The organism is Pseudomonas sp. GL_103 (assembly GCF_057835175.1).
This window is the reverse complement of record NZ_CM174420.1, coordinates 3,500,082-3,524,048: the sequence shown is the minus strand read 5'-3', so window position 1 is coordinate 3,524,048 and position 23,967 is coordinate 3,500,082. Positions and strand designations below refer to the sequence as shown.

Annotated in this window: 16 protein-coding genes and 1 pseudogene; 6 read left to right on the top strand and 11 right to left on the bottom strand. The window is 57.5% G+C overall.

All coding sequences use genetic code 11. The features are described 5' to 3' along the window. Positions 1-98 precede the first annotated feature (98 nt). The 4 genes and pseudogenes from AC3IP0_RS15840 to AC3IP0_RS15825 all read right to left on the bottom strand — a co-directional run bounded on the left by AC3IP0_RS15840 (position 99) and on the right by AC3IP0_RS15825 (position 5,091). Entirely contained in the window at positions 99-1,058 is a 960-nt protein-coding gene (locus AC3IP0_RS15840; protein ID WP_489316120.1) for an alpha/beta fold hydrolase, read from the bottom strand. A gap of 16 nt (positions 1,059-1,074) precedes the next feature. Next, positions 1,075-2,487 (bottom strand): NAD(P)-binding protein, encoded by a 1,413-nt coding sequence (locus AC3IP0_RS15835; RefSeq protein ID WP_489316119.1) that lies wholly within the window; start codon positions 2,485-2,487, stop codon positions 1,075-1,077. 213 nt (positions 2,488-2,700) lie between these two features. Next, a pseudogene (locus AC3IP0_RS15830) lies at positions 2,701-3,142 on the bottom strand (diaminopimelate epimerase). Positions 3,143-3,372: 230 nt separating this feature from the next. Then, positions 3,373-5,091, bottom strand: coding sequence for an ABC transporter ATP-binding protein/permease (locus AC3IP0_RS15825; protein WP_489316118.1), 1,719 nt, complete (start codon positions 5,089-5,091; stop codon positions 3,373-3,375). A gap of 199 nt (positions 5,092-5,290) precedes the next feature. Between AC3IP0_RS15825 and fhuF the strand changes: the two genes are divergently transcribed. Beyond that, positions 5,291-5,980 carry a siderophore-iron reductase FhuF gene (fhuF, locus tag AC3IP0_RS15820; RefSeq protein ID WP_489316117.1) on the top strand — a complete coding sequence of 230 codons (690 nt, stop codon included), beginning with the start codon at positions 5,291-5,293 and terminating at the stop codon, positions 5,978-5,980. Between the two features lie 38 nt (positions 5,981-6,018). On the opposite strand, the gene AC3IP0_RS15815 is transcribed toward fhuF, so the two are convergent. Then, positions 6,019-7,671: a cyclic peptide export ABC transporter gene (locus AC3IP0_RS15815; protein ID WP_489325229.1), complete on the bottom strand. Its 1,653-nt coding sequence runs from the start codon at positions 7,669-7,671 to the stop codon at positions 6,019-6,021. 309 nt (positions 7,672-7,980) lie between these two features. Here AC3IP0_RS15815 and AC3IP0_RS15810 point away from each other — a divergent pair, with 309 nt between their 5' ends. After that, positions 7,981-10,041, top strand: a complete 2,061-nt coding sequence (locus tag AC3IP0_RS15810; protein ID WP_489325228.1) for a TonB-dependent receptor — start codon at positions 7,981-7,983, stop codon at positions 10,039-10,041. Positions 10,042-10,359: 318 nt separating this feature from the next. On the opposite strand, the gene AC3IP0_RS15805 is transcribed toward AC3IP0_RS15810, so the two are convergent. The 5 genes from AC3IP0_RS15805 to AC3IP0_RS15785 all read right to left on the bottom strand — a co-directional run bounded on the left by AC3IP0_RS15805 (position 10,360) and on the right by AC3IP0_RS15785 (position 19,982). After that, positions 10,360-12,678, bottom strand: a complete 2,319-nt coding sequence (locus tag AC3IP0_RS15805; protein ID WP_489325227.1) for an arylsulfatase — start codon at positions 12,676-12,678, stop codon at positions 10,360-10,362. Positions 12,679-12,902: 224 nt separating this feature from the next. Beyond that, on the bottom strand, positions 12,903-15,266 hold the full coding sequence (locus AC3IP0_RS15800; RefSeq protein WP_489325225.1) for a LuxR C-terminal-related transcriptional regulator: 2,364 nt from the start codon (positions 15,264-15,266) through the stop codon (positions 12,903-12,905). Positions 15,267-15,669: 403 nt separating this feature from the next. Beyond that, complete coding sequence (locus AC3IP0_RS15795) at positions 15,670-17,043, bottom strand: DUF1329 domain-containing protein (protein ID WP_489325224.1); 1,374 nt, start codon at positions 17,041-17,043, stop codon at positions 15,670-15,672. A 35-nt stretch (positions 17,044-17,078) separates the two neighbouring features. Further along, the gene (locus AC3IP0_RS15790) at positions 17,079-18,959 is read right to left on the bottom strand and encodes a DUF1302 domain-containing protein (protein WP_489316062.1); all 1,881 of its coding nucleotides are present in this window, start codon (positions 18,957-18,959) and stop codon (positions 17,079-17,081) included. 114 nt (positions 18,960-19,073) lie between these two features. Beyond that, a complete protein-coding gene (locus tag AC3IP0_RS15785) occupies positions 19,074-19,982 on the bottom strand; it encodes a LysR substrate-binding domain-containing protein (protein WP_489316061.1) in 909 nt (302 codons plus the stop codon). A gap of 148 nt (positions 19,983-20,130) precedes the next feature. Between AC3IP0_RS15785 and AC3IP0_RS15780 the strand changes: the two genes are divergently transcribed. Genes AC3IP0_RS15780 through AC3IP0_RS15770 form a run of 3 tightly spaced genes read left to right on the top strand, consistent with a single transcriptional unit; the run spans position 20,131 to position 22,656 of the window. Then, the gene (locus AC3IP0_RS15780) at positions 20,131-21,219 is read left to right on the top strand and encodes a 2Fe-2S iron-sulfur cluster-binding protein (protein ID WP_489325222.1); all 1,089 of its coding nucleotides are present in this window, start codon (positions 20,131-20,133) and stop codon (positions 21,217-21,219) included. A 5-nt stretch (positions 21,220-21,224) separates the two neighbouring features. Beyond that, positions 21,225-21,731 carry a hypothetical protein gene (locus tag AC3IP0_RS15775; protein WP_489316059.1) on the top strand — a complete coding sequence of 169 codons (507 nt, stop codon included), beginning with the start codon at positions 21,225-21,227 and terminating at the stop codon, positions 21,729-21,731. A gap of 34 nt (positions 21,732-21,765) precedes the next feature. Continuing rightward, the gene (locus AC3IP0_RS15770) at positions 21,766-22,656 is read left to right on the top strand and encodes a sterol desaturase family protein (RefSeq protein ID WP_489316058.1); all 891 of its coding nucleotides are present in this window, start codon (positions 21,766-21,768) and stop codon (positions 22,654-22,656) included. 117 nt (positions 22,657-22,773) lie between these two features. On the opposite strand, the gene AC3IP0_RS15765 is transcribed toward AC3IP0_RS15770, so the two are convergent. Further along, on the bottom strand, positions 22,774-23,475 hold the full coding sequence (locus tag AC3IP0_RS15765) for an EthD domain-containing protein (protein WP_489316057.1): 702 nt from the start codon (positions 23,473-23,475) through the stop codon (positions 22,774-22,776). 282 nt (positions 23,476-23,757) lie between these two features. On the opposite strand from AC3IP0_RS15765, the gene AC3IP0_RS15760 reads away from it, so the two are divergent. Beyond that, entirely contained in the window at positions 23,758-23,964 is a 207-nt protein-coding gene (locus tag AC3IP0_RS15760; RefSeq protein ID WP_489316056.1) for a hypothetical protein, read from the top strand. The last annotated feature ends 3 nt before the right edge of the window (positions 23,965-23,967 follow it).

Genomic DNA, 23,967 nt, shown 5'->3' with positions numbered 1-23,967 from the left:
GCGCCGCCTGCATGCCAACGGTCCCTCGCATCACTACGCAAATATGGGATGGACCGTTCTATGGCATTTCAATTATGGATAAAAATTTAACCTTCTGATCAAAGTTTTTTCAGGAAGTCCAGTAGCAGCTCATTGACCTCTGTCGCGCGCTCTTGCTGTATCCAGTGGCCGGCACCTTCGAGGATATGACATCCGCGCAGTTCCGGCAGTGTCTGCGCGAAGGCTTCGATCTGCCTCGGGGAGCTCGGAAACTTCAGCACGCCGTCGCGGCTTCCGGCAATGAACATCGACGGCTGCCGGATAATGCAACCGCGCCAAGGTGCCAGCAGTGCCCATGAGCGCGTCATGTTGCGGTACCAGTTCAAGCCGCCGCGAAATCCGCTGCGGGTGAATTCGCGGGTGTAGTAGGCAATATCCTCGAGGCTTAGCCAGGCGGGCAGGGTTTGTGGCTCGATCATCGCGCCCAGGAAGCCCTGGCCCGGCTGCAGCCGGCCGAAAACCGGCCCATCGGGCCCGTCACCCGAGCCACTGAAGTAGATGCGCCGGATCGACGACTCGACGTCCCTTTCCAGCTCGGCCTCGGCCACACCCGGTGTCTGGAAATACTGGATGTAGAAGTCGCTGATACCCCGCGAGGCAAGCGCGCTCAGGAGCTCCACCCGCCCCGGTGGCGAGAAGGGAACGCTCATGCCGACCACTGCGCGGAACAGATCGGGTCGCATCAATGCTGCGCTCCAGGCCACCTGCGCACCCCAGTCATGGCCGACGATCACGGCTTGCTCTTCGCCGAGTGCGTTGACCAACTCGACCATGTCGCCTACCAGGTGGAGCGTGGTGTAGGCGTCGGGTTCGGCCGGCGCATCTGTGCCGCCATAGCCGCGCATGTCGGGCGCTACCGCTTTGTAGCCGGCGGCCGCCAGCGCAGCAAGCTGGTTGCGCCACGAGTACCACAGCTCCGGAAAACCGTGGCATAGCAAGACCAGCGGGCCGGACCCCTGGGTTGCTATCTGCATGCGGATGCCATTGATGTCGAGCAGTTCGAGGTGTGGCTCGTTCATGTGCGCTTCCTGCGATTCAAGCGATGGACCCCAGCAACCGTGGCAAACTCGCCAGAGCCTGCTGCCTGCTGACAGAGAGCCGATGCAGCTGTGCCAGTTTCTCGGTGTCGGTTTCTTGCAAGCCCCTGACCACCGCCGTCATAAAGTACAAACGCGACTGCTTGATCCAGCGGGCGAGGCCTTCATGCTCTCCCCAGCGTAGTTGGTTACCCAGGTAGACCGCCCAGATTCTGATCCAGTCCGTGGGGACGTGAGGCGGGGGGACCATCATGCACAGCGCGTTCATTTGCGCTTGATCGACCAGGTGGCTTTCCACATAGGCGATCAAGGCCGCGCTGAACACGGGTTGGCAGCTGCTTACCATCAACAGGTTGATCTTGCCGCCGTCGAACACCTTCATTTCAGGGAGTGTCGGGATGGCACTGGCGCTGCAATCAATGTGCAGAGCATCTGGGCTCGTGGCGATGCTGCCCTGCTCGAGCACGATGCGCGTTGGCTCGATAACGCGAACTCTCCCCAGGCGCACAATGTTGTCGATGCGTCGTAGCTCGCGCAATTCCGCTTGAGTGACGGTGGCGCAGCGGTAAGCAGTGGGTTCGACGGAGGTATCCATGCGCAAGAGCTGGCCCGCTGCCTCAAGCCTGGAGAACAGGTCCGGGATCGAGTCTGCGGCTGCGATGGCCTCGAACTGTGCCGTGAGGCCGCCGATTGTTCGTTCGAAGCTGTCGAGGCCGGGTTGCATGTTGGCCCGGTCGATCAACCACGGATCGTTCGGCATGATCCAGCAGATTGTTGCGGGCGCAACACCGTTTTGCAGCAACCACAGGCAAGCGTCGATCCCGGTCTTGCCCGATCCCACCACTACGTAGCTGGAGTATGGGTGCCGGATTTTCGGCAAGTCGTTCAGTGGCACGCATTGCACGCCGGGTTCGACCCTGTACCTGGGCGGGTGGGTCGAGGGAACTGCTGTCTGGGCATGGGTGGCGTCCACCACCTTTTTGTACACCCGGACCTGATGGTTTACGCCGTTGACGAGCGAGGTAAACCGGTGGTCGTCAATGCGGTCGCCGGTGTAGTTGCACATGGGGAAGTAACGGACTCGACCTGACGGCAGAAACTGCTGATTCATCACCTGGTCGAAGTAGCTCATCACCTCGGCGCCGGAGGCTAGCTCATACAAGCCCTCGTTCAGTGCCGTCGTGTCTTTCGTGCCGCTGCCCAATTCGCGTGAGTTGACGCCATAGCAGGTCGAGGGCTGGTGCAACCGTACGAACGGGTAGGCATCATTCCAGTGCCCTCCAGGTCGTTCGTGTCGATCCACCATCACGATGCGTGCATTCGTTTCCTTGAGTAGCGTATCGACGAAGGCCATGGCCGTCGCGCCAGCACCGATGATCAGGTAGTCGGTTTCGATCGGATTTGCGTCCATATGGTTGCACCTTCCTGAAGGTTGCCCCTTCAACTTCCGTAGATTAGCCACCTATGTCGCGCGCAATAGAACGAATGCTCCTCACCCACATAACCAATGGAATTAATGGCTGCAGCCTGAATGTCCATACTCAAGTCGGCATGCGCGAAGAAACTTCCAGCTAATCGGCCTGGATTTCAGTTAATTGGTAGTCAATGACCGCGCGGTAGAAAATCAAGCTTTCAACAGAGTATCCGCGATGACTCCTGAAAAAGTCGTCTCTACCGGCCCGGTGAGAAAGACTGATCCCGCGCCATCCCATTGAACCGTTACAACTCCGCCGTCACATTCAACATCAACGCAATTGTCTAACAAACCACGACGAATTCCGTTAACCGCGGCGCCACAAGAGCAGGAACCTGAACCCAGCGCAATACCACCCCCGCGTTGCGCTGCCGCAAGCGTCCAGCGTTGAGCCATCTGCATTCCAGAACATCAACCGGGCATCCGCATCATCGCAATCGAGCACCACCGCGAGTTGATTGAAGCCGACTCCCCGGTTCCGATCTCCCATTCGCCGAGCCATATTGCTTGTGATTGGATTGGGTGAGTTTCGCGAGTCCACAATAACGAAATCATCGCCATTGGCGTGCACTTTATGAAAGCTCAGCGGCATAAATAGACCTGGCGGCGAGACATGTGATGAATTGACGTTTTAAAGAGATCTATCCCTCTTCGCATGGCTTTTGCAAGCTGTGTGAAAACTCATAAGGCGAATATGTTTGGCAGACTGGACACATCGTTGTGTTTGATTCGTCACTGGCTGCTTCTGGCTGTGCTGCCTGTCGAGAGAGGCAATTAACGACTATCTATAGACGTTCAGTCGTTGATCGCACAGTAGTCCCCTCAGGACTGGCATGTGGCGTCGCCAACGTGAATCTTTCGATACTCCCACTGAGACTCGCTTTGCAACTCCAGGACTTGCCAATGAAAGCGCTCCAGCGAGGCATTGTGGCCGACGCTGATCAGGATCGACTCTGGGAGTGTTTGTTTGAGCAACTGATAGCAGCGCGCCTCGTTCACTGAATCCAGCGCCGAACTACTCTCGTCGAGGAATAGCACCGCGGGGCGGGTCATCAGCGCCCGTACGAAGGCACAACGCTGCAATTCGCCAATGCTCAGAGTCTGCGCCCAGTCAAGTTCCTGATCCAGGTGTTCGCTCAGGTGTTGCAGGCCGACTTGCTGCATGGCCGAGCGCAGAGCAGCTTCTTCTTCGTGATGGGGCGGATGGGGATACCAGAGCGCCTCTCGAAGGCTGCCCAGCGGCAGATAGGGTTTTTGCGAAAGTGTCAGGATCCGCTCACGGTTGTAGGAGGTGGAGCCGCTAGCATGGGGCCAAAGTCCTGTGACCGCACGAATCAGGGTCGACTTGCCATAGCCGGACGGGGCATTGATCAACAGGCTGTCGCCGGGTTGGAGTGAAAGATTGAAGCCTGTGAGCAAGCGCCGGCCATTCGGCAACCAGATGTCCAGGTCCTTGATATGGAAGCCTTTGGACTGTTGCCCAACTATAACCTTCGACTTGACCTCGACGTTATCCAATCGTTCCTGGAAACCGACCAGCCGGTCGATCACCGATTTCCACTCGGACAGTTCCGGGAACACACCCACCAGATAAGCAATGGCCGCATGCACTTCGCCGAAGGCGGCGCTTATCTGGGTCAGGCGGCCGAGTGGGAATGCGCCGGCAAAAAACTGTGGAGCCATGATGAACATCGGAATGACTGTGGCGCTGCGCAAGTAGAAGGTCGAATAGCCCATGACCAATTTCTGTTTTTTTACCAGCGCCCAGAAGTTCTCCAGCGCCGCCTCCAGGCGTTGATTGAAACGGAGGTTTTCCACGGTTTCGCCTTGGTACTGAGCGACCGAATCGGCATTTTCCCGCAGACGCATCAGCGAGAACCGAAAATCCGCTTCTCGCCGCTGTTGCATGAAATTGAGTCGTGGCAATGCGCGCCCCAGCCAGAACGCGAAGCCCGTGCCCAATAGCGCGTAAACCAGGGCAATCCATACCAGCAACCCCGGAATGACCAAGGATTGGCCGGCGAACGGAATACTTACCAGGCCGGAAGCCTGCCAGAGGATATGCAGGAAGGAAAACAGCGACACCACCGACGTCAACAGTCCCAAACTTAATTTGAGCGATTTGATGATGAATAGATCGATGTCCTCGGCGATCCGCTGATCGGGGTTGTCGACGTCGGCCCCGGACAGCTTCATTTTCTGGTAACGCTGGCTATCCAGCCATTGACCGAGCATGTTTCGCGTGGCCCAGCGGCGCCAGCGCAACGTCAGCTTTTGCTGGAAGTGAAACGCGGCCACAGTAAAGGCGGCGGTACCGATTTGCAGCAGGATGAACTGCAGGCCTCCCAGGAGGAAACCTTGGTAGTCCTTGTCCTGCAAGGCATTGTAAAAGTGCAGGTTCCAGAAGTTGGTGAGGATATTGATCCCCACCAGGCACAGGGTCATCAGCACGGTAGCCAAAAGTAGCAGCAGGGCCGGATACTTTTGTTCGGATACCCAGAAAGGCCGTGCGAGACGCCAGAAATTGCGGAGTGTGTGCATGGGGTCCTGGGGAGCCTGGTCGCTGACGACGTTGAGTTTGCAAGGAAGGGGAGATAGGATTGGCCAATGCTAATCGTTTGCATTAATTAGGGAAAGTCGCGGGAGACCCGTTATCGAATTCCCAGAATGGCTTAACCAGACTTGGCCGCCGATACAGCGGGTAATCTGTAATGATCCTGGTGATCAGCCTTCCATACTCTTGAGCCGAGTTGCCGACTCCGCCCAGCTTCAACCACTACTGACCCGGTTCGCCCTGCTGTATCCAGGGGTGAACCGCGCAGCCGTGGTTTCACAGTGGTCGATGAACTATATGAGCATCATCCTGCCGGCTGCCTTGGCTTGTGTTCTCACGCGTCATTACGCGATCGACTTCTGGGGTGAAGAGACTGTGCTGTTGCACGATGACGGTCAACCACAGTCACTGGGACTGGCCGCCCGTTTACCGACCCTGCCCCCCGAAGACCGTGCAGCCTACTGGTCGCGGTTGATCCACGAGCATCTGGCCCCGCTTTTCACCACCCTGGCCACCGCCGGTGGCCTGGCCCCGAAAATATTGTGGGGCAACATGGTCGCCATCTGGGACGGTGCCTTCGCAAGAATGGATGCCAGTTTGTCCAGGGACGGATTCGCCCAGGCGCACCAGTGGCTGGAGTCGGCCACGGTGAATGACGGGCGCCTGAAGTTGCGGGGGCTGCAATGCATGGTCGAGTCACCTGCGCCGCAGATTTGTCCCCAACTTCCATTGCGTCGGCATTGCTGCCTGCATTACCAGTTGCACGCACCCATTGAAGGCGAGCTACCAGTGCTATGCGAGTCCTGCCCCAAGCTGCATCGTTTGCCTGTGGCAGAACAGGTGAGTTACCTGCACTACATCTATGAGGACGGTTGAGCGACTCAACCGTGCCATCGTTTCTTTACACCGCTTCTTTACGGACAGACCTTGGCCAGTGGCGGTGAGTCTGCATCGGCGCGCGGAGTGATGTCGCTGAGCATCCCGTTTTCGATACGGATCAGTCGGTCTGCCAGGCCAAAGTACGTATCGTCATGGGAGATAACGATCACCAGTTTGTCGCGCGCGCGCAGGTCCGACAGGATCCTGTTGTAGAAGAAGTGCTTGAACACCGGGTCCTGGTCGGCCGCCCACTCATCGAACAGGTAGCAAGGACGGTCCTCCAGCCAGGCACTGAGCAGGGCCAGGCGCTTGCGTTGTCCGGTGGACAGCGCCAGGGTTGTCAGTTGTCCATCCTCGATACGCACCTTATGGTCCAGTTGCAGGTGAATCAGATACTCCTGTGCCTGCTGCACCCGTTGCGGGTCATCGCCGTTCAATAGATCTTCGAACAGACAAAAGTCGGTAAAAATCGCCGAGAAGTGCTGCCGGTAATGATGATTTTTGCTGACCGAAGACACTTGCTCGTCGAGTACGATATCACCGCTCTCCGGTCGATACAGGCCAGCCAGCAACAAAGCCAGGGTGGTCTTGCCGCTGCCGTTGCCGCCGGTGATGAACACCACTTCGCCTGCATTGAGGGTGAGGTCGATGGGGCCAAGGGTGAAATGACCGTCCTCGCGTTCGCGGTAGTAGGTATGGATGACTTGCCGGCAGACCAGGCTGCGAACCTGGGGCCGGGGGATCGTCTCGATGGTCTCGCGGGCGACTTGCAGCTCGCCTTCCAGGGCGCGGATCTTGTTCAGCGCGACGCTGGCGCGACCCAGGGTGGGCAAGGCATGCATCAGCTCCGATAGCGGGGTAATCATGTAGAGGATGGTCAGGATGTAGCCGGTGGCCAGACTGGCACTCAGGTCGATGAAGTGCGGCGCGGCGAACAGCACTACGCCGATCAGCATGTAGAACACCGCATTACCCCAGTTGAGCACGACAGCGTAGATGCTCATGCCGCGCACGAAATCCCGACGGTATTGCTGGCTTACGGGCAGCAGCAGGCGAGTGAAGAAGTGTTGTCGACGCGGGTGGTTGAGCTGCAGTTCCTTGCTGCCGTCGGTCAGCAGTCGGTATTGATCGAACAACTGATCCTTGAGCTCGCGAGCGCGGGCGATCGATGCTAGTGCCTGGCGTTGCGGCCAATTGAAACTGAGGCTGCCCAGGACGATCAGCACTAGCGTCAAGCCGAGCAGCGGCAGACTTAGCCAGCCCAGATAAGCCAGGCAAGCGGCGATGATCCCGGTGTTGACCAGCATGATTGGCACCAGCTCAACCGCCTGGCTGATGGTCTGCGTATCGTCGGTCAGCATGGTCAGAAGACGGTGCTTGCCCAGGCGTTGCAATTGCGCGTAAGGCGTATCGATCAGTTTGGCACTCAGGTGCAGGCGCATATCATGAACGGCGCCCTGTCCCAGTCGCAGCAGGCTAACGTCGGATATCACCCGCGACACGGCGACCAACACAATCAGAGCGGCAAAATACAGACCCTCTGCGGGACGTAGCTGATCAAACACTTCCAGGCTGTGGTTGATGATGGCAATCAGGCCCGCCGCCGCCAGCCCACAGATCAAACCAGTCAGGGTCGCGATCAACAGCGCGCGCCATGAGCGTTTGGCCATGAGTATTAGCAAGTCCATTTCAAACCGCTCCGCAAGTGATGAGGGCCTCAAGGCGCGAAACCCGTTGCCGCTGCAAGGTTTCCCATCAGCTTAACCGCGGCGAGTGAAAAGTCACCCACTCTGAGAATCAGGCAGAAGACGTCCCCAAAATGCTCGACACGATTTGTATTCGCTTTGATACAGGGCGGCACATTAAATGCAAATGAGACGGTTTATCAATAGTGTTTGTTTAAGCATTACGTTAGATTAGACTGCCGTCATCTGTAGGAAAGCGGCCTTCTAGACGTAAGAAAAAAACACAAAACATCTGTCGCAGGGGAGCGGGGCGTGAATTTCAAAAAGAATACAATTGCGTTGACTGTGGGGTCGGCGGTTTGCCTTTCCAGCAGCGTATGGGCGGCCGAACAGTCAAACACGATGGAAATCGCTCCGATCACGGTGACGGGTGAAAAAATCAACCGCACCCTGGAGCAGACCCAGTCCAGTGTCGTGGTAGTGACCGACAAGCAGCTGCGCGAGAAGGAAGACCATGACCTGGTCGATGTGTTCGCCCGAACGCCGGGTGTCTACAACCAGTCCGGCAACGAAAACTGGGGTATCCGCGGTGTGCCGGTGTCCGGTTTCGATGACCAGGGCCCGGCCACGCTCAACGGTGCGGTCTCGGTATTCGTCGACGGTGCCGTGCAGCCCAACCGTGCACTGACCCTCAGCCCGATGCCGCTGTGGGACGTCGAGCAGGTCGAAGTGTTCCTCGGCCCGCAGTCCACCACCCAGGGCCGCAACTCGCTGGCCGGTGCGGTGGTCATCCAGACCAAGAATCCGACTTTCGTACCGAGCCTTTCGGCGCAGGCCAATACGGGCAACTACGGTGAAAGCGGAGGGGCGCTTGCCGGTGGTGGCGCGATCGTCGATGACAAGATCGCCGGCCGTATCGCTGTGGATTACCAGGACGGTGACGGTTATATCGACAACGTTGCGCTCGACAACGACGCCAACCCGACCCGCACCTACAATGCCCGCGGCAAGCTGCTGATCCTGCCGAACGACGATCTGGATGTACTGCTGACTTACGCCCATGGCGAAAGCCGCAAGGGCGATAACTCGGTCATGCGCGAAAACGGCAAGGTCCGTTACTACGACGTGTCGTCCAACACCAAGGCGTACGACAAACTCAAGCAAGACACTGTCAGCGCCAAGGTGGATTACCGCCTGGACGATAACTGGTCCGTGACCAGCCTCACGGCCAATACCGACTCGGACTACGACGCGCGTCTGGACTTCGACCAGACCGCCGTTGATAACCAGGTCGTCCTGCGCAAACAGGACGGCGAACTGTTCAGTCAGGAGCTGCGGCTGAACTACGCCGGCGACACGGTGAAGAGCTTCGTTGGTGCCTACTATGGCCACAACACCAACAACTTCCATGACCGGTTGTTGTTCGACGACGAACTGTTCGGTACCTCCAAAGGTGATACCAAGATCGAAAACAAGGCGGTGTTCGGTGAAATCAACTGGACCTTCGTCCCGCGCTGGACATTGATCACCGGCTTGCGCTACGACCACGAGAAGAACGACACCGACATCGAGCAGGACGACTTTTCCAGCCCCGGCAAGGTCAGCAAGTCATTTGATGCCGTGTTGCCGAAACTTGGCATCGACTATGAACTGGCCGCGAACCAGTACATGGGCTTCATGGTGCAGAAAGGCTATCGCGGCGGTGGCGTCAACGTTCGCGCCGGTGGCGGTCACGAGGCGTACGATCCGGAATACACCACGAACTACGAGTTGTCCTACCGCGGTTCGTTCTTCGACCAGACCCTGCGTACCCGCGCCAACCTTTACTACACCGACTGGAAAGACCAGCAGGTCAGTGTGCTGGAGCCGAACACCGAGTTCCTTCAGGTGTTCAACGCCGGCCGCAGTGACATCAAGGGCCTGGAAGTCTCCGTTGAAAAAGACTTTGGCGAACAGTTGACCCTGACCGCCGGTGCCTCCGTGACCGATGGCAAGTACAAGGACTTCGTCGCGGCGGATGGCCGGGACATGGGCGGCCAGGACTTCCTCTATTCGCCCAAATACAAGATGGCGTTGGGCGGTACCTATCGCTGGAATGATCGTCTGACCCTGAACACCGATGTCATTTACCAGAGCACCTCGCCGTCGGAGTATGAGTTCGATGACATTGGCCAGGTCATTGATGAGCGCAAGGCCGACGCCTACTGGCTGACCAACTTCAACGCCGAGTACAAGATCACCAGGAACGTCGCAGTGTCCGGCTACGTGAAAAACGCCTTCGACAAGGAATACATCACCAACAATCGCAGCGGCGACATCATCGATGTCGGCGCCCCGCGTACGCTGGGATTGGTCCTGCGTTACGACATGTAAACCCATGGACGCGGGGGAAGGAATCCCCGCGTCCGGTTTCAAGGTTGTCTTTACCATCAAAAGAGCAAGATTGGTGCAGTGATGCGAACAATCTGTCGGTGGACAGGCATTCTTGAACGGCTGCATTTGGCCGATTGCTACCTGTTACGACAGGCTGCAGACGACCCATAGCTGCCTCTCATGAAGGGCGGCTATCGACTGTGGGTTCAACTGGTCGATGCAACAGATTGGCTAGATCTTTTAGCGGTTGGATTTTGGACGATAGCTCCCTCTCTATGAAGCGGAGCTATCGGTCCAGTGCACAGACTGTGCAACCAATCATTTAAGGTCGATGGTCACCGTCTTGATCTTGCCAGTGAAAGCGTTGTCCCACGGGGCGTAGTCCTTGGTGACTGGGGAGAATGCATCCTTGCCAATGTCGGCGGTTTCCGCGGCAAGCGAATACAGCGAGCCCATGGTTTTGTCGATGCGGCCCTCGCCGACCTTTTTGCCGTTGACCTTGATGGTGCCCGTAGCGCCCTTGTGTAGGCCGCCACCGTCATAGTCAAAATCAAACTCCAGGTCGACTTTGCCAGTGGGGAGCTTTTCCGATCCTTCGATGGTGTACATCTCACGCGCGAGCCAGTTGTAGACGTACTTTGGCTTGCCATCTTTCACGTAGAAACTCCAACCACCAAACTTGCCGGCCTGAGACAGAATCACACCTTCGGCCCCTTGTTCGGGCACTTCGATGTCGGCCTTGATGGTGTACGACACGGCTTTGGTGTTGATGAAGCTGTTTTCAGTCATGCCTGGCATGCCGGGATACAGCGTTAACGATTTTCGCCCGAACATGAGGTCAGGGCGGCCGGCTACTTCAGGGTTCAAACGTTCGGCTCGACGATCGTCCAACGGGAAAACATTGTTCTTGCTGGCCTCTTGGATAAACAGCGCTTTCATTTCCTCGACTTTTTCCGGGTATTTCGCCGCGAGATCCGTAGCCTGACCGAAGTCCTCACGTACGTTGTACAACTCCCATTTGTCCTTTGCGAAATCGTCAGTACGGTTCTTCGGCTCCCACAACACGGTGTGCACTACCGCCGCCAGCCAACCATCGTGGTAGATGCTCCGGTTGCCCGCCGTCTCGGTGTACTGCGTGGTATGCCGTTCTTTGGCGTTGGCGTCGTCGAATGCATACCGCATGCTGGTACCGGGCATCGGCAACTGCTCGACGCCATTCACCACTTTCGGCTCCGGGATTCCGACCGCGTCCAGAATCGTCGGCACGACGTCAATCAAATGCGTGTACTGGGTGCGGCGTTCACCCTTGGCTTTGATGCCTTTGGGCCAATGCACCACCATTCCGGCGATGTTGCCACCGCCGTGGGCAAAAGTGATGCCCCAGGTTGCCGGTGTCGAACCGGCCATGGCCCAGCCAACCGCGTAGTTGGGGTAGGACTCCGGTCCACCGTACTGGTCCAGGCGCGATAACAGGTAAGGTACGTCTTCCGGAGCACCGTTGAGTGCCGACCATTCGACAAAGGTGCCGTTGATGTCACCGACGACCGACCCGCCGTTGTCACCAAAGATGTAGATGAACAGCGTATTGTCCAGTTCGCCCAGATCACGAATACCCTCGACCAAACGCCCGACCTCATGGTCGGCACTTTCAGTCAGAGTGGCGTAAACCTCCATCTCCCGGGCGAACACTTTTTTCTCGTCGGCCGACAGGGTGTTCCACCGTTTAACGCTTTCGGGGTTTTCGGCGAGTTTGGTGCCAGGGGGCATGATGCCCATTTTGATCTGTCGCTCCAGCGTCTTTTCACGCAGCACATCCCAGCCTTCGTCGAACTTGCCTTTGTAGGGATCGCGTGCCAGCCAATCTTTAGGCGGTGTATGCGGGGGGTGGCTGGCACTCTGCGCGTAGTACATCAGAAAGGGCCGATCCGGTGTCAGGGAGTGGGTGGTCTGCACCCACTGAATGGCCTTGTCGGTGATGTCGGTATTGAAGTGATAGTTCGGATCGCGAGGCGTGCCGATAAGCGTGGTGCCATCGATCACGTTCGGGCTGAGCGAGGATTGTTCACCGGCGATGTAGCCGTAGAATTTGTCGAAACCGCTTCGGGTCGGCCAACGGTCGTATGGCCCGCTGACGTTGACTTCGTTGTCGGGCACTTCATTGTTTTTGCCGAAGTAGGACGTCACGTATCCCCAGTTCTGCAAAATGGTGCCGATGGTGGAGATGGTTGGTGGTCGAATGCCGGTGTCTCCGGGGTAGGAGGTATTCGTGCCGGTGACTCCGGCCATGCTGTTCTGATGGCTGTTCCGCCCGGTCAGTAGCGCTACGCGACTGGGCGAGCAGAGCGGGTTCACATGAAAGTCGGTGAAGGTCACACCCTCTTTGGCCAGCATGTCCATCGTCGGGGTATTAATTGCCCCGCCCATGGTCGAAGGGTCGGAATAACCGGCCTGATCCATCAAAACGATGACAACGTTCGGCGCGCCTTTGGGTGGTCTGACCTGAAAACGTTTCGGCGGGGGCACCTTACGCCAGTCCATTTCGGTAATCGGTGCTGCCTTCGGCGGTTGGATTGGCAACACTTCGCCAACTTTCCCGGGCAGTGCTTCGACCCCGATCACTTCGACCGCAAAGGTCATTTGGCTGACGCCTAGCGTCAGCATTAGCCCACATGCAGCGCTCAGGGGCTGACGGAATTCCTTTCTCATACCTGATCTCCGAATCAATTGGATATCAACATAAGAACTTATGGAACTCTCCGGTTGTGGAATTCCATCAAATCAGAAAGGAGAGTAGTTGGAGGTCAATCCGGAGCAGAAATGATCGGATGAGTGGTGCATTTTTAGCTCCAGAATGAGACGCCTTAGACGAGTAATCCTATCGCCTTGGCTTGTGCGACTGCCTGTGTACGACGCTCTACTCCCAGTTTAAAGTTGATTTTCCGGGCATGGGTTTTCACTGTGTGTAGAGAGATAAACAAACGCTCACCCACTTCCTGGTTCGATAAACCTTGGGCAATTAATCTCAGCACCGTTAATTCACGATCGCTGAGTGTTGCTTGTAGCGTCGGCTCAACTGGACGTCTCGAAACTTCGGACTGCAGGAAGAGGTCGGGCTGTCGCTTCTGCAGGGACTGTAGCGGGGCTGGCCACTGCAGGCGCTGGGCAAACCTTTGGGCGTGCATCAGCGCGAACTGAGCTTGCTTGTAATTACTCAATGCGTGATGGTTTTCCGCTAACTTGAGACTGCAGAAATAGGCCAACGCAAATCGCCCGCTGTCCTGTGCGAGTCTGTGTAACCGGGTCAGTCGCTCAAGTGCGGCCAGTGTCGCTCCAGTTCGCCAGTCTGCTTCGGCCAGGAGCAGTTCAATTTGTTCGGGTAGTTCTGGAAAACCAGGTGGCGGCAGTTGCCTGCGTGCCTGCCATTGATGTTGCTGCCAATGAGCTTGAGGTTGTTCGCTCAGTCTCTCGAGCGGTATCGAGCCTGGTGTTGACTGCAATTGGAGCTTGGCTCGCATGAGTGCCAACGGCATGGCATACAGGTGCTCATCCACGTGTAAGCATTGCAGGTGTCGCTCCGCTTTTGTCAGCCGGGAAAGCGCCTGAAGCAAATGGCCTTGCATGGCATCAATTTCGGCCAGACCAAGATGGCCTGAAAAAGCCTCTCGGCTATTACCAAGCTCCGCCCCCATCACGCCTTTCAACAACAAATCCTGTGCTTCGCAGTGACGGCCCAGGCGAAGGCTTACGTGACCGCGGGCGATGTGCAGATGCGCTTGCAGCAGACCGGCGTTCCCTGGCAGGGCATCGATCAATCCTTGCATGTGCTGTAGTGACAGATCCGCGAGGTTCAACTCGCCTCGACTCGTAAGCAATTGCGCGCGATCCAGTTCCAGTTGTGTTTCGAACGCTAGACTGTTTTGTTCTCGTGCCTCTTTAAGCGCCTCATGGTTAAGCGTTTCGGCGTCGTGAAGTCGTGCCTGGGCGAGGGCGATCCGGGTCAGGGCCGAGCGGCACAATAGCCGCTGTGGCCAGGCCGTGCCTGGTAATTGCTGGAGTGCAGTAGATAGCTGCTCTCTGGCGGATGACCCATGTCCACTCATGTAGGCCAGGTAGCCCTGCAACAGTTGTGATTGAGTGAGCAGTTCATGTGGTCCGCTGCTTGCGTTCAGGGGCAAGAATCGTTGCAGCAGTTTCATTGACTGCCTGGCTTGATCCAGGCATCCCGCGAAGAGCAGGGCCCAACTGAACAAGATGATCAACTCGGGTGAGTCGGCCACCAGGTCTGCCGGGATCCGTGTGCGCCAACCCATCAGCAGAGCGACTTCAGGGCCCATCATCAATTGTTCCAGGCGCAAGTGCCGGAGAAAGCCCACCGCCAGGTCTGGACGCCCGGCTTTGAGTGTATGTTCCACTGCCAGATGGGTCTCACCCTGGCTCGAAAACCATTGGCCGGCACGCAGGTGAATGATTGCAGCCGACTCGGTGCAAGGCCCTCCTGCCAACAGGCTGGCGACGGGCCGTAGCAGTCGTGACCATTGAGCGCGCGACGTTGTGGACGGGATGGTTTGAATGAACAGACCCTGACTACGCAAGGCCTGGAGTAATCGCTGGCCTTCGCCTTTCCCCAAAAGATGATCGCAAAGCGCCTCGTTGAATTTTGGCAGAAGTGCCAGTATCTGCAGTGCGTCACGCAATTCATCGGATAAGGGGGCCAGTACTTCACTGAATATGTAGTCGTGCAGTAAAGCCGCCACCTTGAGTGGTTCATCCTGATTGCCGAGCAGTTGCAATCGAACTCCTGCACACCAACCGGAAGTCACCTCAAGCAAGGCCTCACGCGTGCCGCTCGAATCCTTCCAACCGCTTTGGCGCATCAGCAATTCGATTTCGGTGGGCTGAAATGCCAATGCCTGGCCATCCAGCTCAAAAAGCTCGCCTTCAAGCAGTAGTCGGTACAGATTGATCAAGGGGCGGCGTCGGCACGTCAACCACCAACGAATGGCAACAGAGCTGGCAGCCAACAGCCGATCAAGCAAGGCATCGAGCTCAGCCGTCGGCTGGCGTGGCCAATCATCGAGCATCAGCCAAAGCGGCTGACTGTTTTGTTTCAATGCCACGAGGACCTGGCTTTCGCTGCTTCCTTGTGCCAATCCCAATGACAATGCCAAGCGTTCGATCAGGTGCGGCGCGCCGATCGTTAGGCCCTCTAGCGGTATCCAGATCAAGCGAGTCGTGCCTGGGCAACGTCCAAGACACTCACTCACCAGTGTTGTCTTGCCGCTACCGGCAGGTGCACAGAGCAAGCGCAGGCGAGCGTTGCTGGCCAGCAAGGTTTCGACCAGTGCCGGGCGGGGGATGGGGCGAGAGGAGGGTGATCGCCCGGGTGCTATCTGGTCGAGTGTGAAGGGCTCAAGGCAGACGGGGCTTGAATGCAGGGCTCGCATGTTGGTTCTCTCGATTTTCTTGTTGTAGTACAAACCGGTGCTGGACAGCACGAGGGCTGATTTGCCGGACAGCGACACTACAGCAGGCGAAGAACCACTAAAAATTTATAAATGCTGGCTCTGATATCATAAATACTGATATCGGAAGAAGCGCCAGCCCCTGTGCGGGGCTGGTGCAAGGGGCTCAGCGTATACCCGCGCTGCGCAGTGCCGCCGGGGTGTATTCCGAGGCCGAAGCCTTGAAGCCGAATTCGTAGCTGTGTTTCTCCTCGTTTTTCATGCCGAGCACGACATACCGGCCGGCGATCAGGTCATACAAGGCTTCCACGGTATACCCCGGGACCTTGTGATCGTAATACTGTTGGGCGTGCCCTTCGGCTACTCGCCACAGTTGACCGCGGCCATCGTAATGATCGACCTCTGAGAGCTGCCAGGTGTCTTCATCGAAGTACAAATGACGCTTGCCATAAATATGCCGTTCGCCGGGCTTGAGCGTTGCCTCGACTTCCCAGACCCGGTGCAACTCATAACGGGTCAGGTCCTGGTTGATATGCCCAGCCTTGATCACGTTGTCATATTTCAGCGTTGGGGAATCGAGTTTGTAGCTGTTGTAGGGAATGTACAGCTCGCGCTTGCCGACAAGCTTCCAGTCGTAGCGGTCAGGCGCACCGGAGAACATGTCGAAGTTGTCCACTGTGCGCATGCCATCGGCCGCGGTGCCAGGGCCATCGTAGGCAACCTGTGGCGCGCGTCGTACCCGGCGCTGGCCGGAATTGTAGACCCATGCCAGACGCGGTTCCTTGACCTGGTCGATGGTCTCGTGGACCAGCGTGACGTTCCCGGCCAAGCGTGCCGGTGCAGTGATTTGCTGCTTGAAGTACAGCAGCACGTTGCTGGCCTGCGCCGGGTCCTGATCAGTGATTTGTGCGGGTGTCGCGATCTCATCGTCCAGGGTGACCAGCGAATAGTCGCCATTGGTCTGAGGGGCCGCTTGAGTAATCGTGCGGCGTAAATTGCCGCCACGGTAGCGAGTGATGTGGTTCCACACTACTTCCACACCGTTTTGCGGTACGGGGAATGCGTAATAGCGGCTGTCGCTGAAATTACCCAGCCCGTTGCCACCGCCAATGGTGACGGTGCTTAACGCACTCTTTTTGGCAGCGTCATACACCGCTTGTGGCACAGCCGCCGTGCGGTGGCTCGGATATACCGGGATCTTGTAGCTGTCCGGGTAGCGCTTGAACATCGCCAGTTGTCCGTCGGTAAGCTTGTCCTTGTACTGCGGGGCATTGCTCGCGGTAATGATCAGCAAAGGCTTTTCATTGGCGAACGGATCGGCAAGAAAGCCTTTGCTGTCCACCGCTCCGGCATTGATCGGCAAACCGCCGGTCCATGCCGGGATCGAGCCATCAGAGTTGCCGGCTTTCTCGGCGCCCAGTGGCGTCAGCTTGCTACCCAACTGTTCTGCTTGTTGCGGCGAGACCTGGGCCATGACGGCGCAGGAGAGCAGGGACAGTATCAACGCACCGGTGTGCAGTGTGATCTTGGTTGTTTTCATAAACGGTTGTCCTGGGAGTGATCCGGGCTGTTTTGTTAGAAGTTCACGCCGAAGCTGAGTGAGGTGAAATCGCGATCGACCGAAGTGTTGTATTTGCCGTCGAAGAAGTCGGTGTAGGACAGGCTCGCGGTGTAGGTGTTGCGGTAGTCGGCGTCCAGGCCGAGGCTGACGGCCTTGGCCCCTTCGTTGAACTGACCGTTCGGGCCGTAGCCATGGACGTCGTGGGACCAGGCTACGTTGGGTTTCAGGTTGATTCCGGCAATGACGTTGTTGTAGTCCCAGATCGCGCGCGCGCGGTATCCCCAGGAGGTACTGGTGGTGTAACCGTCGTTTTCGCAAAACGTTGTCAGGTTCTTGCCATTGGCACCCACCGTACCCAGGTTGAGTTGGCGGCAGGTGTTGATGGTTCCGCCCGCACTTGCCGGCAATGACCCCTGGCCGAATACCGGGTCACGGCCATAGCGCGCCTCGGAACTGCTTTCCAGCCCACCCACATGCACCACCCCGACCTCACCGACCAACGTCAAGCGCTCGGCGCCCATCACCTGATCGAAGAAGTGGGTAAAGGTGGTCTGGAACTGGGTCAGTTCCTTGCGGCGATAACCATGCAAATCCTGCCCGGGGGAGACATCGAGCAGTGAGGCGTTAGGGAACACCGGTCCGCCGAGCGGGCCGACCGCCGCAAACAGAATGTCCTGGGTATTCAGTTGCACGGGGGCGTTGGGTCGATAACTGATCTCGCCTTGCCAGGCGGTTCCGGTGGGCAGCGTGGTGGAGAAGCTCAGGCCGTACAGGTGGATATCTTCCGGATACTCGAGGAAGTACTGGGAGTTGGCCGCGACCGCCACCGGTTGCAGCGCGGCGGCGGGCCCGGTGAGAACCGCCCGGGCGGCGTTGTAAACCTGTTGATTGGCCGCCGTGGCACTCAGGAACGGCTGACGGCTGTGATAGTTCATGTAGTAGGCGCCGAACTCGGTATCGAGCGCATCAGACATGTAGCGCAGTGCGACACCGTATTGGCCACTGTCCCGGGCATCCCGGTCCGGGCCACGGGGAACCCGCACACCTTCCTGATCGATATCGGCGCCAAAGAATCGCTGCAAGGCCGCCAACCCGCCCGCCGGGATTGCCGAGCGAGGGGCCAGAACCCGCAAGTTGTCAGTGCAGCCGTCGGCCACCACGTCCGGCTGGGCGAAGAAAGTCCCGCAGTTGTCCACTACGGTCTGGTCCCATTCCAGCTGATAGAAGGCCTCGGTCGACAGGTTCTCACTCAGGCTCTGGGACACATAGAACATATTGACCGGAATCAGCCCTTCCTTGACTTCGGCACCGGGACGGCGGAATGCCGCGGCATCCACCGGGTTGATCGAGTTGATGCCGTTCTGGATGAAGGTGCTTTCGCCCCAGCTGACGACTTGTTTACCCAGTCGCACCGAGCCTGGTTGTTCCGCGATTTGATAGTTGTGATAGACAAACGCATCGAGCAGTTGCGCTCCGGAAGACTTCGCAGCCTCTTTGCGGCCGCTGTTTTCTATGTCCTTGAACGGCCTGTGTTCGTCCTGAAGCTCGAAGTCGTACCAGTATTTCCCGCGCAGGAATACGCCGGAATCGCCGTACTTGAGTTCGAGATCGTGGATACCCTTGAAAATTTTCGAGAAGGTCTCGCCCTTCTTGAAATTAAGGTGCGAGTCGTCAGAAGTCTGCGCCAGACCGTCGCCGCCGTTGTTGCCACCGATCAAGTCACGATCAGGGTTGGCCGTCGACCAACTGGCTCCGACGGACAACGAAGAGTCGAGGGTCCCTTCGATTTCCCCAATGTTGAAACCAACGGCATAGGACTGACCACAAAATGCCAGGGGAACGGCAATTGCCAGCGTGTGCGGTCGAAAACAGGCATGCTTTGTTTTTGTTTTCATGCAGCTCTCCGGTTGTGTGGAAGGGGAGCCGCAACTTAATAGCCATCAGAGGACGTCGGTAAGCGTCGGAAGTGTGATTTGCCTCATCCCAAAGAGTGATCCGTGTGAATGTGCTCACAACCGCGCGCAGATATTGGCGATGCCGGTACGTAACCACTGGTGTGCGGGATCGTGTTCGAAACTTTGGTGCCAACTGAGATGAATGGGGATTTCCAGGCCCTCGAGTGGGGTCTTGAAACACTTCAGGTAGTGCAGCTCTGAAAAGGTCCTGGCCATGCGTGACGGCATGGTGCAGACCACGTCACTGCCGGCGACGATCCACGGCATGCTGAAGAAACTGTGGACACGCAAATAGTGCTCACGGCTTAACCCGAGATCTTCCAGGTGCCGTTCGACCGGGCGCAGGTTTTCAGTACTCGGCCATTCCAGGACCAGATGTTTGAGCGCCAGGTATTGTTCGAGCGTCAGGCGATTGCCCACTAACGGATGGTCGCGACGCACCATGGAATAGAGTTCTTCCTTGAGTAGCAACTCGCTGTTGAACGCCTCACCCGGCATCGGCTCGGTCCACAGGCACAGGTCGATTTTGCCGTAGCGCATCTTTTCCTTCAGTTCGCCCTGCATATGGGTTTCGATATTGATTCGAACGTTGGCGCCGATCGCATCGAGCCAATGCATGAGCGGTGACAGCAAGACCACCTCGCCGTAATCCGATAGCACCAGATTGAACACGCGCTCACTGGAGGTGTAGTCGAACTCCGCGCCTTGGGTCAGGGTGGCGATGACCATATCGAGAATCTTGCGAATGGGCTTTGCAAGCTCTTGTGCCCGTGGCGTGGCGCGCATGCCATGACCGGTACGAACAAACAGATCGTCTTTCAATACATGTCGCAGACGTGCAAGCGCATTGCTGATTGCTGGCTGGCTCATGCCGATCCTGTCCGCGGCCCGGGTCAGGTTCTGTTCGGCCATGATGGCGTCGAACACGGTCAATAGATTCAGATCGACACTGCGCAGATTCATCGCACTTGTCCTTATCGAATGGAAAAAGAGGGAGATACGATATCGGTAGAATGTATATCAGTCTTACCGATTATCCATTTTTATTCATTCGGCAGGCGCCGTACAGTTCTTCACAGGCTCCATTACAAGAACAATCAGGTACGCCGTCATGTCGACTCTCAAAGCCATTGAAGTGGTTCCCGAGGTGCAATCCGATTTACGTCTTCGTGTCTCGGGAACTGATCAACATGCAAGCCTGCGCCAAGGTGAAAGCCTGCTGAAGGCGAGCTTGCGCCAAGACATCAAAATTGCTCATCTGTGTCTGGTCGGTGATTGCGGCTCCTGCCGCTGTCGGCTGGTCAGCGGAAAAGTGCGCTTGAAAAAAGACATCTCCCAACACGTGGATAACCAAGCCTTGGCGCGCGGATACCTGTTGGCCTGTCAAGCCGTTGCGCTCAGTGATATCGAACTGGCGGTGCCTGGCCTTTCTCCCGCCGAGGAAGGCTTGGCGCTGTCAACGTTCACGGGCGCCATTCGCTCCTGCGAAAAGCTCAATCACGATATCTGCAACCTGGTCATCGATCTCGATTCGCCGCTTGCCTACAAGGCCGGACAGTACGCTCAGCTCACCGTGCCGGGCCATCCAGACCTGGCCGAGGCTCCACGTTGCTATTCCTTTGCCCAGGCACCGCAGGCCAATGGGCAACAGCAAGTCGAATTTCATGTGCGACGGGTTCCGGGTGGCACTTTCACCGAGTGGTTGTTTGCGGCAGACCGTCGCGGGCAGGCCATTTGCCTGACCGGTCCTTTAGGTGACTTTGGTCATCGTCCAGACCAACGCCCCATGGTGTGCGTCGCCGGGGGCAGTGGGTTGGCGCCCATCAAGGCGATCCTCGAGGGACTCCAACAGCGCCACACCGGGCCAGACGTGACGCTGTTCTTCGGGGCGCGCAGCGAGGCGGATTTGTATTGCCTCGAGGAACTCAAGGCACTGGAGAAATCCTGGCCCGGCCCCGGTCGCTTGTTGTTCGTGCCCGTGTTATCGGCATCGCCACCTGGGTCGACATGGCGCGGGCTCACCGGCTTTTGCGGCGAACATCTGGCCAGCTACAGCAGCCTCGCCGACAGCTCGTTCTACCTGTGCGGGCCACCGAAGATGATCGACTCCATCCTGAACGTCCTCCACGGCGTGGTGGAGGAGAAACATATTCACTTTGACCGCTTTCTTGATCGCTCAACGCTGCTAACCGACGAGTAATAACAATGAAAATTCAAAACTCCCGAGCCCTGTTGCTGACCGTTCTTCTGGCTGCATCCAGTCACGCCTTGGCTGCTACCCCGGCGGTGAATTTCGATCTGGGGGCGGTCATCAAGCACCACGCCGAAGTGGCGGCTGCGGATGGCAAATCGAACATGAGCTTTTTCGCCGAAGGCGCCGGAAAAATGCAGGTGCAAGGCGAGGACGTGCGTTTCTACGTCAGCTGCAATGGCCTTGATCGATATGCCTCGAAGAAGCTGGTAGATGGTGTCGCCGACTGCGAATTCATCTCCACCAAAGGCGGAAAAGTCTACGCCCATTTTCAGAAAGTCTTTGCCGCCAATGGTGACTGGCAGCAGCGTGGCCACTTCGTGTTCAGTGGCGGCAGCCAGGATTTCGCCGGGGTCGACGGGAGCGTGCCGGTCTATGTCAGCGTCAATCCACCGGCGGTTGGCAAGTTAGTGTTCTTTGTCGAAGGCGGTCCGGGCAAGGACCAGGTTTCAGTCAACTGACCTTAAAAAAGAGAACAATGTCATGACGCTAGACATGCAAATCGGACTGAGTGCTTTCGCCACCCTGCTACTGCTGGACATTGCCAGTGGGCAATTCAGGAAACAGCGCATTTTCAGCATGAACGAACTCGGTACCAGCCTGCTCAGTATTCTTACCCTTTTTGCGGTCCGGGCAGGGCAGTTTGCGGGGTTGAGCTATCTATTGATGCATTGGCTGCCATCTGCTCAGGGGCTGCTCGCTGATTTCAATCCCGTGCCGGTTTTTGCGGTCGCAATGCTGCTCGACGACTACGGTAATTATTGGGTTCATCGCCTGGGCCATACGGTCAGTTGGATGTGGAGGCTGCACAAGCCACATCACACGCCAACTCACCTGAACATATTGGCAGCGATGCGCAATAACTGGCTTTTCTATCTGTTGATACCCAATACCACTACTGCAGCATTGTTGTATTTTCTCGGTGCCGTAGAAGCCTCGGTTGCGATCATGTCGCTCAAGCTGGTGGCCGTCTATCTGCAACACACCGGTACCCGCTGGGATCTTTGGCTGCGTCGCTCACTGCCGGGGCGGGCGCTGCTGAACGTATTGGAAAGGATTTTTGTATTGCAAGACTACCACCACGTCCACCATGGTCTTGGCCGTTTCGGCAATGCATCAGCCAACTATGCCAACGTGTTCGTCTTCTGGGACTACATTCACGGCACGAGCATGGGTAATCCGCATCAACTGCAGGACGCCTACGGCCTTCCTGTCGGGGTTAAGGTCGAGCCTTGGTATGTGCAGCTTTGGTGGCCTTTGTTTGGTACGCGACTGAGGTCCAGTCAGCCTCCTTCGATATCACTACCCACCGTTTCGGAAGCAGAACTGGCATGTGCAGCCGCAGTGATCATTACCGCCAGCGGACACGCTATTGCAGTGAATTAGCGTGAGTGGGGCAGATCTACACCACTTTTGCTTCGGGGGTGAGCGGTTTACATGCGCAAAGCGCTTCAGGATCGATGGCCTGGATTTTCCGGCTTCACGCATGACGGTTTCCCGGCGCTACAGGCAGTACTGGCTGGTGGGCAGCACGTCGATCCTGTCGAAATCGATGAAGCGGCTGCAACTGTCCATCATCGCGGCCAGGTTGCGCTGGAATTTCGCTTCGTCACCCGCCGCATCGAAAAAGGCCATGGGATCGGTCATGGCCGCTGGCGGAAAACATTCCTCGACTATGGCATCGATCCGTGGGGCGCCGTGCGTCAGTGCCGACACCACCAGGTTTTGCACGTACTGGAAGTTGGCTTGCGTGTCCACGGCCACCGCCGTGTGATGGTTGCGCCAGATGTCCAGCCAGGCCTCGGGGGTCAGGCGTGGAGGGCGGGTCAGCAGGGCCAGTTGGGCAAACCCGTGGGTACGCTCACCGGGGGTTGAAGGGAAGCGAGTATTGGCGATGGCGACCGACTCGCAGACCAGGTAGGCGGCCATGCGCGCCGTTGCCGCGCTGATCAACTGGTCGAAAGGGCGACGAGCCGGGCCGTTGGCACTGTCCAGCCACAGCGACAGGCTGCCATCGGGCAATGGTCGGTTGTTTTCCTGGCGCAGGCCGGCTGCTGGCTGCACATCGGCATCGGCCAGGTTCAATTGCACACCACGGGCACCGAGTGCCTGCAATTGCCCGGCGACCTCACTGCGCAGGCGATGGGCGAAGGTATCAGGACTGACTTGAGTATCACGCCACAGCAGATAGATGACTTTTTCCATAGCTATCAAGCTCCTCGTTGCGGTTGATGGATGGGGCCACGATCGTGCTGCCTGGTGCATCCGGATGACCGAAAATCCCTGGCGTCATAGTCAATCAAGGTCAGCCCCGGGTAATACCTCAAACAGACTATTGACCCACACTATGAGGGCAATGGCTGACGCTTCTGGTTCGGGCTCGGCGCCGGGCAGCCCTGGAGAACTGCAGCTAAGCTTTCTTGCGCCGGGGCGGCAGTGGAAGTGTTGCCTTGGGATGGTCCATGTCTGGCAAGGGAGCCCCCCGTCATGAGTGCCGAACAGCGTCATTACAGTCCGCCGACCCTGCTGGTGGTCGATGACACGCCCGATAACCTGATGGTGATGACGGATCTGCTCAAGCTACAGGGGCTGGCTTCAGACCCGCGGATGACCGAGCGGTTGCTTCGGGTTGTGCGGCAAGCGGAGTGCTTCGATTTCGATCAGACGCTGGAGTTGCTTGAAAACCTGTCCTGAGGG

Bases quoted from the DNA above. Each gene is read 5' to 3' on its own strand.
- AC3IP0_RS15840 (WP_489316120.1), bottom strand. From the start codon at position 1,058: ATGAACGAGCCACACCTCGAACTGCTCGACATCAATGGCATCCGCATG.
- AC3IP0_RS15835 (WP_489316119.1), bottom strand. From the start codon at position 2,487: ATGGACGCAAATCCGATCGAAACCGACTACCTGATCATCGGTGCTGGC.
- AC3IP0_RS15825 (WP_489316118.1), bottom strand. From the start codon at position 5,091: ATGCACACACTCCGCAATTTCTGGCGTCTCGCACGGCCTTTCTGGGTA.
- AC3IP0_RS15815 (WP_489325229.1), bottom strand. From the start codon at position 7,671: ATGGACTTGCTAATACTCATGGCCAAACGCTCATGGCGCGCGCTGTTG.
- AC3IP0_RS15805 (WP_489325227.1), bottom strand. From the start codon at position 12,678: ATGACCTTTGCGGTCGAAGTGATCGGGGTCGAAGCACTGCCCGGGAAA.
- AC3IP0_RS15795 (WP_489325224.1), bottom strand. From the start codon at position 17,043: ATGAAAACAACCAAGATCACACTGCACACCGGTGCGTTGATACTGTCC.
- AC3IP0_RS15790 (WP_489316062.1), bottom strand. From the start codon at position 18,959: ATGAAAACAAAAACAAAGCATGCCTGTTTTCGACCGCACACGCTGGCA.
- AC3IP0_RS15785 (WP_489316061.1), bottom strand. From the start codon at position 19,982: ATGAATCTGCGCAGTGTCGATCTGAATCTATTGACCGTGTTCGACGCC.
- AC3IP0_RS15780 (WP_489325222.1), top strand. From the start codon at position 20,131: ATGTCGACTCTCAAAGCCATTGAAGTGGTTCCCGAGGTGCAATCCGAT.
- AC3IP0_RS15775 (WP_489316059.1), top strand. From the start codon at position 21,225: ATGAAAATTCAAAACTCCCGAGCCCTGTTGCTGACCGTTCTTCTGGCT.
- AC3IP0_RS15770 (WP_489316058.1), top strand. From the start codon at position 21,766: ATGCAAATCGGACTGAGTGCTTTCGCCACCCTGCTACTGCTGGACATT.
- AC3IP0_RS15765 (WP_489316057.1), bottom strand. From the start codon at position 23,475: ATGGAAAAAGTCATCTATCTGCTGTGGCGTGATACTCAAGTCAGTCCT.
- AC3IP0_RS15760 (WP_489316056.1), top strand. From the start codon at position 23,758: ATGAGTGCCGAACAGCGTCATTACAGTCCGCCGACCCTGCTGGTGGTC.